The organism is Cupriavidus sp. 21MJTG02-4 (assembly GCF_057798975.1).
In genome coordinates this window covers 331,621-344,945 of sequence record NZ_JBYOJP010000006.1, presented here as the reverse complement: position 1 = coordinate 344,945, position 13,325 = coordinate 331,621, and the positions used below count along the sequence as shown (strand labels likewise).

11 protein-coding genes are annotated in these 13,325 nt (G+C 68.0%); 7 read left to right on the top strand and 4 right to left on the bottom strand.

Features of this window, described 5'->3' with window-relative positions:
* Positions 1–395: 395 nt before the first annotated feature.
* The 3 genes from AC3FKH_RS15270 to AC3FKH_RS15260 are packed head-to-tail and all read left to right on the top strand — an operon-like array spanning position 396 to position 2,908.
* Positions 396–710, top strand: a complete 315-nt coding sequence (locus tag AC3FKH_RS15270; RefSeq protein ID WP_488676802.1) for a FeoA family protein — start codon at positions 396–398, stop codon at positions 708–710.
* Between the two features lie 13 nt (positions 711–723).
* Positions 724–2,589: a ferrous iron transport protein B gene (feoB, locus tag AC3FKH_RS15265; protein ID WP_488676711.1), complete on the top strand. Its 1,866-nt coding sequence runs from the start codon at positions 724–726 to the stop codon at positions 2,587–2,589.
* Positions 2,590–2,593: 4 nt separating this feature from the next.
* Complete coding sequence (locus AC3FKH_RS15260; RefSeq protein WP_488676710.1) at positions 2,594–2,908, top strand: DUF6587 family protein; 315 nt, start codon at positions 2,594–2,596, stop codon at positions 2,906–2,908.
* A gap of 404 nt (positions 2,909–3,312) precedes the next feature.
* Here AC3FKH_RS15260 and AC3FKH_RS15255 read toward each other — a convergent pair whose 3' ends face one another.
* Positions 3,313–4,653, bottom strand: a complete 1,341-nt coding sequence (locus AC3FKH_RS15255; RefSeq protein ID WP_488676709.1) for a hypothetical protein — start codon at positions 4,651–4,653, stop codon at positions 3,313–3,315.
* A 648-nt stretch (positions 4,654–5,301) separates the two neighbouring features.
* Here AC3FKH_RS15255 and AC3FKH_RS15250 point away from each other — a divergent pair.
* A complete protein-coding gene (locus AC3FKH_RS15250) occupies positions 5,302–5,961 on the top strand; it encodes an OmpW/AlkL family protein (RefSeq protein WP_488676708.1) in 660 nt (219 codons plus the stop codon).
* Between the two features lie 71 nt (positions 5,962–6,032).
* Here the strand turns inward: AC3FKH_RS15250 and AC3FKH_RS15245 are convergent, their stop codons facing one another.
* Complete coding sequence (locus AC3FKH_RS15245) at positions 6,033–7,520, bottom strand: AMP nucleosidase (protein ID WP_488676801.1); 1,488 nt, start codon at positions 7,518–7,520, stop codon at positions 6,033–6,035.
* A 184-nt stretch (positions 7,521–7,704) separates the two neighbouring features.
* Here AC3FKH_RS15245 and AC3FKH_RS15240 point away from each other — a divergent pair, with 184 nt between their 5' ends.
* The gene (locus tag AC3FKH_RS15240; RefSeq protein ID WP_483712739.1) at positions 7,705–8,094 is read left to right on the top strand and encodes a GNAT family N-acetyltransferase; all 390 of its coding nucleotides are present in this window, start codon (positions 7,705–7,707) and stop codon (positions 8,092–8,094) included.
* 27 nt (positions 8,095–8,121) lie between these two features.
* On the opposite strand, the gene AC3FKH_RS15235 is transcribed toward AC3FKH_RS15240, so the two are convergent.
* Positions 8,122–8,868: an NADPH-dependent F420 reductase gene (locus AC3FKH_RS15235; RefSeq protein ID WP_488676707.1), complete on the bottom strand. Its 747-nt coding sequence runs from the start codon at positions 8,866–8,868 to the stop codon at positions 8,122–8,124.
* A gap of 298 nt (positions 8,869–9,166) precedes the next feature.
* Between AC3FKH_RS15235 and AC3FKH_RS15230 the strand changes: the two genes are divergently transcribed.
* Positions 9,167–11,398, top strand: a complete 2,232-nt coding sequence (locus AC3FKH_RS15230; RefSeq protein ID WP_488676706.1) for a TonB-dependent receptor — start codon at positions 9,167–9,169, stop codon at positions 11,396–11,398.
* Between the two features lie 49 nt (positions 11,399–11,447).
* Entirely contained in the window at positions 11,448–12,521 is a 1,074-nt protein-coding gene (locus AC3FKH_RS15225; protein ID WP_488676705.1) for a YVTN family beta-propeller repeat protein, read from the top strand.
* 43 nt (positions 12,522–12,564) lie between these two features.
* On the opposite strand, the gene AC3FKH_RS15220 is transcribed toward AC3FKH_RS15225, so the two are convergent.
* Positions 12,565–13,230, bottom strand: a complete 666-nt coding sequence (locus tag AC3FKH_RS15220) for an ankyrin repeat domain-containing protein (protein ID WP_488676704.1) — start codon at positions 13,228–13,230, stop codon at positions 12,565–12,567.
* Between the last annotated feature and the right edge of the window lie 95 nt (positions 13,231–13,325).

Here is a 13,325-nt window from a genome sequence, read left to right as displayed (position 1 = left end):
AGCCACCGGTCCAGGGACAGGTGGCTGTGAAGTACGCGTGGAACGGGGTGTTCAGCGTGATTGCAGCTTACATGCCGGACTTTGTCCCACCAATAACACAAATGTAGTAATCGAAGCCGCCTCCCGCCGTTCGAAACATGAGGCCAGGGCCCTGTGATTTCTCGGTCGCCCCATTCCCCCGCCCCGTGCCGCGCGGAAGCCGCCCGTTGTGTCGATTTCAGCCCCACCCTTTGCCTCGGCGCGGCATTCTGTGCTATCCACTCGCCTTGCCTGTCGCGCCTTGCGCCGACACGATGCTCCAATTGAGATACAATGAAAACGATTTTCATTTACGTACCCTGGCGGGATAGCGCCGTCCGCGCGGCGGCAGTCCGCGCCTTCGGACTGGAAGCATGATGCAGTTGTCTGAACTTCCACGGCGCACGCCCGCCGTAGTGCAATCGGTGGTCGACGCCACGCCCGGGGACCCGGTGGCGCGCCGCTTGCGCGAACTTGGCTTTGTCCCTGGCGAAGTGGTGCAAGTGATCGCCTTCGGCCCTTTCGGCATGGACCCGCTCGTGGCGCAGGTCGGATTCACGCGCTTCGCGCTGCGCCGTTCCGAGGCCGCACGCATCGGCGTCGAAGTCGTCAGCGCCACCGTTACCCGCATTGCTCCGGCCAGCGAGGCCGCCGGCCAGCCCGATACCAAGGCGGCGCAACGCTCTGCCTGAGTTCTTCCCGACTATGTCTGCAGCTCCCTCTTCTTCCGCCTTGCCTTCTGCATTGCGAATTGCGCTGGTGGGCAATCCCAACTGCGGCAAGACCGCGTTGTTCAATCGCTTGACCGGCAGCCGCCAGAAGGTGGCGAACTATGCCGGCGTGACGGTCGAACGCAAGGAAGGCTTCTTCGTCTCGCCGGCCGGCAGGCAGATCCGCATCCTGGACCTGCCGGGCGCGTACAGCCTGCACGCGGCCAGCCTCGACGAGGCCATCACGCGCGACATCTGCATGGGCAAGCGCCCCGGCGAGCCGAAGCCCGACCTGCTGGTCTCGGTGGTCGACGCCACCAACCTGCGCCTGCACCTGCGTTTCGTGCTGGAGCTGCGCCGGCTGGGCCTGCCCATGGTGGTGGTGCTCAATATGAGTGATGCGGCGGCGCGCCGCGGCATCCATATCGACCGCGACAAGCTCGCGGCCGCGCTCGGCGTACCGGTGGTGGAGACCGTGGCGATCAAGCGCGAAGGCGCCGCGGCGCTGCTCGGCGTGCTCGATGGCACGCTGCCGCCCGCGCCGCCGGCGCTGCCGCCGGCCGATGACCTCGACGTGCATGCCGAGGTCAACCGGCTACTGCAAGCCGCGGTGTCGATGCCCGCGCGCACCGCCGCGCTGGACGACCAGCTTGACCGCATCGTGCTGCATCCGGTGCTGGGCCTGCTGCTATTGGCCGTGCTGCTGTTCCTGATGTTCCAGGCCGTGTTCTCGTGGGCCGCGCCGTTGATGGACGGCCTCGAAGGCGGGGTGCACTGGATCGGCGAGATGATAGGCGCACAATTGCCCGACGGCATGCTGAAGAGCCTGCTGGTGGACGGCCTGATCGCTGGCCTGGGCAGTGTGATTGTGTTCCTGCCGCAGATCCTGATCCTGTTCCTGTTCATCCTGACGCTGGAGGAATCCGGCTACCTGCCACGCGCGGCGTTTCTGCTGGACCGGCTGATGATGGGCGCCGGGCTGTCAGGCCGCTCCTTCATTCCGCTGTTGTCGAGCTTCGCCTGCGCGATCCCCGGCATCATGGCCACGCGGACCATCCAGGACCCGCGCGACCGGCTCACCACCATCCTGGTGGCGCCGCTGATGACCTGCTCGGCGCGCTTGCCCGTCTATGCGCTGCTGATCGGGGCATTCATCCCGCAACGCACGGTGATGGGGCTGTTCAACCTGCAGGGGCTGGTGCTGTTCGCGCTGTACGTGGCGGGCATCGTCAGCGCGCTGGCAGTGGCCTACGCGCTCAAGTATTTCCGCCGCGACCGCACCGACCATCCGCTGCTGATGGAACTGCCGTCGTACCGCATTCCCAACCCGCGCGACGTGGCTCTGGGGCTGTGGGAGCGTGCCCGTATCTTCCTGGCGCGCGTCGGCAAGGTGATCCTGGCGCTGACCGTGCTGCTGTGGTTCCTGGCCACGTTCCCGGCTCCGCCGGCGGGCGCCACGGGCCCGGCCATCGACTACAGCTTCGCGGGCATGATCGGCAAGGCGCTGGAGCATGTGTTCGCGCCGGTGGGCTTCAACTGGCAGATCTGCATTGCGCTGGTGCCGGGCCTGGCGGCGCGCGAGGTGGCCGTGGGCGCGCTGGCAACGGTCTACGCGCTGTCCGGCAGCGATGACGCCGTGACGGCGCAGCTGGCCCCGATGATCGCGCAGCAGTGGTCGCTGGCCACCGCGCTCGCCCTGCTGGCCTGGTACGTGTTCGCGCCGCAGTGCATCTCCACGCTGGCGGTGATCCGCCGCGAGACCAACTCGTGGAAGGTGATGGCGGCATCGGCCGCCTACCTGGCCGGCCTGGGCTACCTGGCCGCGCTCATCACCTACCGCGTCGCCCTGCTGTTCAGCTGACGCCATGAGCCTCTACCACGCCGTCGAATCCCTGCTGGTCCCGCTGATCGTGCTGGCATGCGCGGTGTCGGTGGCGGCCCGCTACGCGCCGCGCACGCGCGAACGCCTGAAGGCCGGACTGGCCGCGCGCCTCGGCGGCGCGGCGGCCACTGGCTGGCGCGCACGGCTGGTGCGCCGGCTGGCCCCGCAAGCCGCGGCCGGCTGCGCCAGCGGCTGCGACGACGGCGGCTGCAACACCTGCGCCTCCAATACCGCGAGCCCCCCGGGCATGCCGGACAAACCCGCCGAACAAGTCATTCAGCTGGTACGCAAGCGCTGATTCGGGCGCTCCGGCGCTCGTTTTCTCACCTTTGGATCGCTACGCAGAAACGGGTACGCTCGCGCCCTTTTGCCGCCTGCGCGACCGCTCTCCCGCCTTTCGTGACATGCCCCAAGGGGCCCATATCGCATGCCTGTCGAGGCGATGGATCGCTTGCGCCCATGCACGCAGAAACGGGTACGCTTGGCACGCCGCGCAGGGCAACTTCGCTCGATCTTCCGTTCCCCAAGCACGCAAAAGCGCACGCGCGATGCCATCGGAAAGGCGCCGCGATGACGGCCTCGCGAGCACGCAGAAACGGGTACGCTCGACCGCCCTGCGCATCGAATAGCCGGGCCGGCAATGCAGAACGCCCTCCTGCGGAGGGCGTTCGGGACCGCGGGACAACATGCCCGCATTGAGGGCTACTTGACGGTACCGACCAGCTTCACCGTCATGAGCTTGCCGTCCGCAACGTTGGTGCAGCTGACGGTCAGCGTGAAGTCGCCGGTGGCCGTGGGTGACACGCTGCGCTGGTTGTCACCGATGCCCGGCGACAGCGTGACCGGTCCGTTGGCCACCCAGGTCCAGCCCGTGCAGGCCGTCGAAGGCTGGTCATTGCCGAAGTTCTTCAGGCCCACGGTGACCGGGATGGGGATGCCGATCATCGTCAGCGTCAGCGGTTGCTGGACGTCAGGCATCAGCGCCCACTCGGGGTTCTCCACGACGTTGAGGCTGGCCGTCGGCTTCGCCGCCAGTTTGGTGCTGACCGCCGTGACCGTGAGCGTGCCCTGCACCGGACCGGCGCCCTTGGCCACGCTGGTGCTGACCGTCACGTCATGCGTACCCGCGGCTTCCGCGGCCGACAGGCTCGACGATGTCGGCACATAGGTCCAGGTCCCGTCGAAGTCCGCGGTCACATCCTGGTCGTCGTTGCGCAGCACGCGGGCGCTGAAGCTGGCCGGATAGCTGCTGAGCACCTGCAGCGCATTGACCGGGTCGCCGTTCTGCGTTGTGACCACGCGGTACGTCGCCGTGCCATTCTTCTGCACCGTGACGAAAATCACGCCACCGAGCGGGCGGCCATCCGGCGCCGTCACCGACACCGACACGTTGGCCGTGGCGGCAGCGGTGGTGGAACTGTTGCTGGCCTTCAGCGTTGCACTGTTCAGCGCCGGCGTGACCTGTACCGCCGTGCCGCTGCTGGTCCAGTTCCAGCCGCTCGCATTCGCCGACACGTCGTTGCCGTTGTTGTCGACCAGCGATACCTTGACCGGCAGCGTCTGCCCATCGGTCATCGACAACGAGGTATTCGGGACCGACAGGCTATAGGTCGTGGCCGAGGCCGGCACCACGGTGATGGTCGCCGACTGCGCCGGCAGTTGCACGGTGGAGTTGTCGGCGGCCTTGACCGTGGCCACCACCTGCACGGTAGTCGTACCGGGATTGACGCCGGTCACCACCGCGCCGCCGACCGTAGCCGTGCTGCCTACGACCGAGGCCACGGCGTTGTCGGCCGAGGCCCAGGCAAAGCTGGTGGACGAGGTCACGTCGTTGCCGCTGTTGTCGACGGCCACCGCGCTGATGGTCAGCGTGCGGCCGACGCCGACCTCGGCCGAGGTCACGTTGAGTTTTGCCGTATAGCTGACAGCGGGCGTCGCCGTGGGCGTGGTGCTGCCCGAGCTTCCGCCTCCGCCCCCGCACGCCGCGACGAGGCATGTCGCCGCCGCGCACACGAGCCCGCCAAGCCAGGTCCTTGCCGTCATGATTCTTCCCCCCGTTTGTCGTTCGCTTTTTCCCGCGCTACCAGACTAGGCGCAATGGCTGCGTCGCAGTACCGGCCAGACGATTGAGCGCCGGCGTACATAACCGACAAGGGCTCATCCTTTGGCCGAGGCTGCGCCGGCCGCCGGCGCGCATGGCGCGATGGATGACAACGTGGCGGGACAGAAGGCCCATCCCTTTGGCTCAGAGGACATTCCCGAATGCGACGCGCTGCGACGATCCGCGACGCGGTGTCGATCGTGGCGATCGGCCGGGAATAGATCGGAAAGGAGGTGCGGCAGCGAGAGGCCTGCGCAGGACAGGCAAAGAAAACCGGTGTGCCCCGCCCCCACGGGACACACCCGGAAAGACGTCCTTGCGGACGCCCACGACATGCCTGGAACCGGCCGCGACTGCGGCCATGACGCAAAGGTTAAGGCGAGCCCTGCGGCCGCGCCACGAATAAATCCGCATGTATTTAGAAGCCGTGCATTGCCGCGGGGGCCGCGCTTGCGGTGCACAGGGCGCGCTGTGGCGCCATCGCTACGACCCTACTTCGGATAGGGTCTCCCTTGTCTTCGGTCAATGTCCTGTCCGGGCCGCTCGGCCAAACTGGTTCCCGATTTCTTACCAGACCAAAGCAAAAAGCCATGAACAAGATCTCTCTCCGGACCCGGGTCGCTCGCACCACCAGCACCGCCATCGCCGCACTTGCCATGTTCGGCGCCGTTTCCGCGCCCGCCTTCGCCGCCGATGGCGAAACCCAGGGCAACTGGATGGTTCGCCTGCGCGCCACCTACCTGGACATGGCCGACAAGTCGGATGCCATTCCGGCGCTGGGCGTACCGTCGGATGCGATCACGGTCAACAACAAGTGGATTCCCGAACTCGACGTCACCTACTTCTTCACGCGCAACATCGCCGCTGAACTGGTGCTGACCGTGCCGCAAAAGCAGGACGTCTACCTGAATGGCAACAAGATCGGCACCTTCAAGCACCTGCCGCCCACGCTGCTGGTGCAGTACCACTTCCTGCCGGACGGCACCTTCCGTCCGTACGTGGGCGCGGGCCTGAATTTCACGCGCATCTGGGGCACGGACATCGCCAACAATACGCTGCAGCTGGACAACTGGAGCGTGGCGCCGGCCCTGCAGATCGGCATGGACTACAAGCTGACCAAGAACTGGTTCCTGAATGCCGACGTCAAGAAGGTCTGGCTGGCCAGCAACGTGAAAGCCGGCGGCGTCAATATCTCCAAGGTCAACCTGGATCCGTGGCTGTTCAGCATGGGCGTGGGTTACCGGTTCTGATCCGGGCATTGCCCCAAGGAAAAAGGCCAGCGCTTCGGGCGCTGGCCTTTTTTTGTTTGCCGACCGTTGATTCAGCGGAACGCCGGCTCGTCGAAGCTCCGCAACTTGCGCGAATGCAGCTGTTCAACGCCGTTCTCGCGCAAAATGCGCACCGCCTCCAGGCCGATGGTCATATGCTGGCTGACCCGCTGGCGATAGAACGCATTGGCCATGCCGCGCAGCTTGAGCTCGCCGTGCAACGGCTTATCCGACACGCACAGCAAGGTGCCATAGGGCACGCGCAAGCGGAAGCCGTTGGCCGCCACAGTCGCGCTTTCCATGTCGATGGCGATCGCGCGCGACTGGTTGAAGCGCGCATACAGCGCCTTCGATTTCAGCTCCCAGTTGCGGTCGTCGGTGGACACCACCGTACCCGTGCGCATGCGCGTCTTCATCTCGCCGCCCGACAGCCCGGTAATGCGCGCCACCGCTTCCTGCAGCGCCACCTGGATCTCCGCGATCGGCGGCACCGGCACCCACGGCGGCAGGTCATGGTCGAGCACGTGGTCGTCACGCACATAGGCGTGGGCGAGCACGTAATCGCCAAGCTGCTGCGAGCGCCGCAGGCCCCCGCAATGGCCCACCATCATCCAGCAGTGCGGACGCAGCACGGCCAGGTGGTCCGTCATGGTCTTGGCATTGGACGGGCCCACGCCGATGTTGACCAGCGTCACGCCGAGCTTGTCGTCGCGCACGAGATGGTAGGCAGGCATCTGCGGCAGCGCGCGCGGGTGGGCGTCGTCGCCGGGCTCGGCACCGCCAAGTTCCTGCACCACGTCGCCGGGCTCGACAAAGCGCGCGTAGCCGCCGCCATCGCTGCTGGCCATCAGCGAGCGGCCGAGCGCGATGAATTCGTCGACGTAGCGCTGGTAGTTGGTGAACAGCACGAAGCGCTGGAAATGCTGGGGCGCGGTGCCGGTGTAGTGGTACAGGCGCTGCAAGGCCAGGTCCACGCGCTCGGCCGGGAACAGCGACAACGGCCACGCTTCGCCGGGCACCGGCTCGAACGTGCCGTTGGCAATGGAATCGTCGATGCGGCTCAGCTCCGGCAGCACGAACGACACCTCGAGTTCGCGCGCCTGGGTGTAGCTGATGTCGGTGGTGGAAGCTTCGATCACGAACGGCAGCGGAATCGGCCGACGGCTCAGACCCACCACCACGGGCACGCGGTGGTAGCGCATCAGCCGTTCGATCTGGTCGCGGTAGTAATCGGCGAGCAGGTCCGGCCGCGTCACCGTGGTGCCATAGACCCCGGGATAGGCCACCGTGCCCCATGACGGCCGGCTGTCGGTCACCATGGTTTCGATGTTCACGGAGATGCCCAGGTACGGGTAGCACGCGTGGGCCGCGGAAGGCAGCGGCTTGCCGTTGGCGAACGCGTCGAAGCGCGCGCGCACCGCGCTCACCGAAGCGTTGTAGATCTCGCGGATCCGGGCCAGCGCCGCGTCGGCGTCGGAGAACTCAGCCAACTGATCGGCCGGGTGGGCAGAAGAGAAGATGGGGGCGTTCATGCCAGCCATCATACCGCGCGGCAGCGCCAGCGGCGCGGCCACCGCGTGCGTGCGGTGGCAAATTGACGTGTCTGCCCCCGCTCGCTACACTCCGCCAATTGCGCGGCCGGGCTTCCCGTGCCGTACTCGACTCGCGGCGCCCCTGGCAGGGGGCTGCGATGGGCCGTACATGCGTTTGCTAGGGGAGCCGCCGATGGAAATCCGTAATCTGTTGCCTGGAGAAGTCGAAGCCGCCAGGCAGCTACTGATCGCCAACGGCTGGAACAACCGCGTAGGCAGCGCCGAACGCTTCGCCCGCCTGGTCGCCAATTCGCAGCATGTGGCCGTGGCCGTCGACAAGGGTGAAATCGTCGGCTTCGCGCGCGCGCTTTGCGATGACGTCTCCGATGGCTTCCTGTCCATGGTCGTGGTCGCACCGAGTCATCGCCGCCAGGGCATCGGCCGGGCGCTGGTGCGCCAGGTAATGGGCAACGATCCCGACATCATCTGGGTCCTGCGCGCCGCGCGCTCGTCCGAGGCGGCATTCTTCGGCCAGCTCGGCTTCACGCCGTCGATGGTGGCGATGGAACGCCGCCGGCCCTGAGCCTGTCGCCGCACGCGGCTCTGTTGCCTACTGCGCGCCCATCTTCCTGCGCATCTCCTCCACGCTGCCAATCTGGCGGAACAGCGGCCCGCCGGGCGCGAACCTGTCCGCGGTGGCCAGCGGCCCTATTACCACCGGTTCAAACCCCGCATCGCGCACGAGCTGCTCCGCCACGCGCAGCGCGGCCGGGTCATCGCCGGCAATCGGCACGGCGATGCGTTCGCCCTCGCGATGGTGTTCCCTGGCGAAGTTGGCCGCGCCCATGAAGTTGAACGCGCGCACCACGCGTGCACCCGCGAGGTACTTGCCCGTGGTGATGCCAATGCCGTTGCGCTGCGCCTCGTCGGCAATGGCGCCGTCCCTGGGGACGATGGCATTGGTCGCGTCCAGAACGATCTTGCCCCGCCAGGCGCCGGGGTTCTCCTGGCCGAGTTCCGGCAGCGCCTTGTAAGGCGTCGCCAGGAACAGCACGTCCGAGAACGCAATGGCGTCGGCCACCGTGCCCGCGCGCGCCAGCGGGCCCAGCGCATCGACCAGCGCCTTCAGCGACTCGGGATGGCGCGAGGAGAACAACACCGGGTGGCCCGATTTCACCCACAGGCCGCCGATGGTCCCGCCTATCCGTCCCGAACCGATCACGCCGATCCTGGCCGGCTGCCCGCCACCGCTGCCAACGCTGCGTTGCGCGCAGGCGCCCAGGCCGAGCATGGCGAGGGCGGCGGCGCCAAGCAGCCGGCGGCGGCCGGGATCGACATCGGTTTCGGTGATCGGCATGGGCGGTTCCTCCTGGTTCGCGAGACGGGACGTGCGACGCGGCCCGCGCAAGCCCGGGCCCACCTGAAAACTCTAGGCAAAAAACAGCGGGCCCACTGCCGCGCAACTTGGCAGTCCCTGCCCGCTGAACTAGATTAGGTAGCATTTGCGCCACTCGCAGTCACTTACGTCCAGCCCGCAGCAATTTGCCCGCGCGACGCAGCGCGACAGGGAGCCCATGGCCCGCAGCCGTTGCCGCACTCGTCCGCTCCGGCTCGTGCCCTGCCTGGGCGCCCTGGCACTGCCCGTGTCATGGCCTGTGGCAGCGCAGCAAGAGACGAACGAAACAGCAGCCGACCAGGTCCACAACCTGCGCGAAGTCACGGTCGTCGCGCCGACCCCGCTGCCCGGCTTCACGATCGAGCGGCAGGCCTTTGCCGGCAATGCGCAGACCGCGACCGACGGCGACCTGGAACGCGTCAAGGCCCCGAACCTGTCGGCCTTCCTGGCCGAAACCATGACCGGCGTAGTGGTCAACGACGGGCAGGGCAATCCGTTCGCGCAGGACATCCTCTATCGCGGCTACCGGCTGTCCCCCACGCTCGGGTCCGCGCAGGGGCTGTCGCTGTACCTGGACGGCGTGCGCCAGAACGCGGCGCTGGGCGATGTCATCCACTGGGCCGCGATCCCGGAAGCCGCGCTCGGCACCATTACGCTGGTGCCGGGCAGCAATCCGCTCTACGGGCTCAATACGCTGGGCGGCGCGCTGGCCCTGCAGACCAAGTCCGGCGAAACCCACCCGGGCGTGGAGGCCGACCTGAGCGTGGGCAGCTACGGCCGTGCGCGCCTCGATGTCAGCGCGGGCCAGCGGCTCGGCGATGGCTGGCACGCCTACGTTGCCGGCACGGGCTGGCGCGAGGACGGCTGGCGCGACCGCTCGGACAGCGACCTGGGCAACGTGTTCCTCAAGCTGGGCCGCTCCACCAGCGGCACGCAATGGAACGTGAGCGTGCTGGGCAGCGACAGCCGGCTGCGCGGCAATGGCCTGACGCCGGACAGCCTCTATGCCGCCGACCGCCGCGCGATCTACACCGCGCCCGACGTGACGCGCTCGCGTTCGCTGCAGGTGGCCCTCAACGGCGCCCACCAGTTCAACGCGCAGGACCAGCTGCAGCTGACGCTCTACCTGCGGCAGACCCGCACCCGCGCCAACAGCGGCGATATCAGCGACGATTACCTCGACACCGCGCTCGGCTGCCAGGGCCAGGCTGGCAGCGCGGCATGCGAGGCCGACGATGCGCCAGCCAATGCCGTGCTCAACAGCGCCACGGTGCGCGAGACCAGCTACGGCGCGTCGATGCAATGGTCGCATGACGGCGACACGCACCGCTTCGCGCTCGGCGCCGCGCTCGACCTGAACCGTTCGCGCTACACGCAGACCACGCAGCAGGGCAGCTTCGACGATGCCCGCAATACGGTTGCCGATGCCGGCGCGCCGGTACTGACGCAGGCCGCGCTGGACGGACGCGACAGCACCGTGGGCCTGTTTGCCACCGACACCATGCGCTTGCTGGAAGGCACCTTCCTGACGCTGGCCGCGCGCTGGAACCAGGGCCGCCGCCATACGCTGCTCAGCCTCCCCACGCAGTCCGATGAGCGTTTCACCTATTCGCGTCTCAACCCTTCCCTGGGCGTGACGCACCGCCTGCTCGACCGGCTGGTGCTGTTCGGTTCGGCCTCGCAGGGCACGCGCATGCCGACGGCCATCGAGCTCGGTTGCGCCGATCCCGCCAACGCCTGCCAGTTGCCCACGGGGCTGCAGGCCGACCCGTTCCTGCGACAGGTGGTCACGCGCACGCTGGAGTTCGGCGGGCGCTGGCAGCCTGCCGATGCCAGCGAGATCACGCTGGCGCTGTACCGCAGCGACAATCGCGACGACATCGTGTTCCAGCGTTCCCCGGTCAGCCCGCTGGGGTACTTCTCCAACTTTCCCAAGACGCGCAACCAGGGCGTGGAAGTGGGCGTGCGCCAGCGCCTCGGCCGCCTGACGCTGCGCGCGGGCTACAGCTATACGCCGGCCACCTACCAGGCACAAGGAACGCTGCAGACGCCATTTGCGGCGCCCGTGGCGGTGCAGCCCGGCACGCGCATGGCGGGCATCCCGCTGCATAGTTTCAAGCTCGGCGCCGACTGGCGCGCCACCGCGGCACTCAGCGTGGGCGGCGACCTGCTGGTGTCGTCGTCGCGGCCGGTGGCCGGCAACGAAGATGGCGCGCTGAGCGCGCGGTACCCGGGCCTGTCCGATACCGGCGGCTACCTGCTGCTGAACCTGCGCGCGAGCTGGCAGTTCCTGCCGCGCTGGCAGGTCTACGGCCGTATCGACAATGTGTTCGACCGGCGCTACGCCACCTATGGCCAGGCCGGCTACAACCTGTTCCCGGGCGGAGCGCTGCTGCAGCCGGGCGCCACGGTGCCGGTGGAGCGCTTTATCGCGCCCGGTGCGCCGCGGCTGTTCCTGGTCGGCGTGCGCTACGAGTGGGACGGACGATGAACCGCGCCGTCACGCCCCGATATCACCCATTTCCCACCAAGGAGCCGTCATGACCTCGCCTTCGACATTCCGGTGTGCCGCCGCGCTGCTGGGGCTTGCCGCCGCGCTGGCCGGGACGGGCCAGGCCCGCGCGGCGCTGGCCTTTGTCTCGACCGAAGGGGCCGGCATCGCCGTGATCGACCTCGACCGCATGGAGCGGCTGCCGGGCCCGGCCATCGCGGGCAGAGGGCCGCGCGGGCTGGGACTGACCCCGGACGGCAAATACCTGCTGACGGCCAACAAGGAAACCGGCGATATGTCCGTGATCGACGTGGCGGCCGGCAAGGAGGTGAGGCGTGTGCCGATCGGCCAGAACCCGGAGTTCGTGCGTATCGCCGGCGACCAGGCCTTCGTCACGTTCGAGCCCGGCGAGCGCGCCGGGCCACCGGGAAAGCCGGGCGCACCCACGCCGCCCACGGACGCGGGCAAGAAGGACAACGACAAGCCCTTGCCGGCAGAGATCGCCGTGGTCGACCTGCGGACCTGGCGCGTGGCGCGCACCATCCGCAGTGGCCTGGAGACCGAGGGCATCGAGTTCTCGCGCGACGGGCGGCTGATGCTGGTCACCAATGAGGGCGACGATACGGTCACCATCTATGACAAGGCGTGTGGCCAGCAGCAGCAACGCCTCTCCATGCCCGCCGGCTCGCGTCCGCGCGGCATCCGTGCGAGCCCGGACGGCAGCCGCTATGTGGTGACGCTGGAATCGGCCAACGCATTCGTGGTGCTGGCCGCCGACGACTACCGCGTGCTGCGTACCGTGCCAACGCGCACCGGGCCCTATGGCGTCACATTCGATCGCAGCGGCGCCCGCGTGTTCGTTGCCGCCTCGCGCGCGGACACGCTGCAGGTGTTCGATGGACAAAGCTATGCGCCGCTGGCCGATATTGCCGTAGGCAAGCGCTGCTGGCATTTCAGCTTCACGCCCGACGACGCCCGCCTGCTGGTCGCGTGCGGGCGCTCCAATGCCGTGCAGGTGTTCGACGCGCGCACCTACCAGCCGGTGCAGCAGATCGACGGCCTGCCGCTCGCGTGGGGCGTCGTGACGTATCCGAAAAGCATCGGCTCGATCGACGCCCCTTGAGGCACCACTGAGGCGCCACTGAGGCGCCATCCTGCCCCGGCCGCTACTGACGCGCGGCCATGACGCCCGCCGCGGCCTTCGCGCCGGCCTGCTCGGCAATGGCGCGTGCGGTCAGGCCGCGGTCGTCTTGCAGCGCCGCATCGGCACCGCGCGACAGCAGCAGCTGCACGACCTCGCCCTTGTCATAGCCGGCCGCCCACATCAGCGCCGTGAGTCCATGCTGGTAGCGGGCGTTGACATCCACGCCTGCGTCGAGCAACTGCTTCACCACGCCAGCCTGGCCCTGCCCGGCGGCGTAGACCATGGCGGTCTTGCTGATGCGGTCCGCCGCGTTAAGGTCGGCATGGCGTTCCAGCAGCATCGCGGTGATGTCCTGGTAGCCGCCGAACGCCGCCGCCATCAGCGGCGTGACACCCTGCAGGTTGGGCTGGCTGACATTGGCGCCGTGATCGACCAGCGTGCGCGCCATGCCGGTCAGCCCGCGCTTGGCCGCGGTGATCAGCGCGGTGTCGCCGATCCGGTTGCGCGAGTCGACCGCGGCGCCTTGCTGCAGCGCGCCGCGCACGCCGGCCTCGTCGCCGGCGCGGGCCGACGCCAGCAGGCGGGCATTCAGGCTGACGTCATCCTGGGCCCGGACAGGCGCCTGCAGGCACAGTGCCCCGAGCAGGCACAGCCCCAACCTGGAAACTCTCTGCACTGCGCGGTTCATCTGCGACTCCTTCCGGCTGTGACCGGTGCGGCTACCGCTAAAAGTTTGGTGTGCGCAAAGCACAAATTCAAGCGCGGCGTGGATGCTGCAATGCA

Excerpts from the sequence above, each read along its gene's own strand:
- feoB (WP_488676711.1), top strand. The coding sequence starts at position 724 with ATGTCTGCAGCTCCCTCTTCTTCCGCCTTGCCTTCTGCATTGCGAATT.
- AC3FKH_RS15245 (WP_488676801.1), bottom strand. The coding sequence starts at position 7,520 with ATGGCTGGCATGAACGCCCCCATCTTCTCTTCTGCCCACCCGGCCGAT.
- AC3FKH_RS15250 (WP_488676708.1), top strand. The coding sequence starts at position 5,302 with ATGAACAAGATCTCTCTCCGGACCCGGGTCGCTCGCACCACCAGCACC.
- AC3FKH_RS15225 (WP_488676705.1), top strand. The coding sequence starts at position 11,448 with ATGACCTCGCCTTCGACATTCCGGTGTGCCGCCGCGCTGCTGGGGCTT.
- AC3FKH_RS15270 (WP_488676802.1), top strand. The coding sequence starts at position 396 with ATGCAGTTGTCTGAACTTCCACGGCGCACGCCCGCCGTAGTGCAATCG.
- AC3FKH_RS15260 (WP_488676710.1), top strand. The coding sequence starts at position 2,594 with ATGAGCCTCTACCACGCCGTCGAATCCCTGCTGGTCCCGCTGATCGTG.
- AC3FKH_RS15255 (WP_488676709.1), bottom strand. The coding sequence starts at position 4,653 with ATGACGGCAAGGACCTGGCTTGGCGGGCTCGTGTGCGCGGCGGCGACA.
- AC3FKH_RS15240 (WP_483712739.1), top strand. The coding sequence starts at position 7,705 with ATGGAAATCCGTAATCTGTTGCCTGGAGAAGTCGAAGCCGCCAGGCAG.
- AC3FKH_RS15235 (WP_488676707.1), bottom strand. The coding sequence starts at position 8,868 with ATGCCGATCACCGAAACCGATGTCGATCCCGGCCGCCGCCGGCTGCTT.
- AC3FKH_RS15220 (WP_488676704.1), bottom strand. The coding sequence starts at position 13,230 with ATGAACCGCGCAGTGCAGAGAGTTTCCAGGTTGGGGCTGTGCCTGCTC.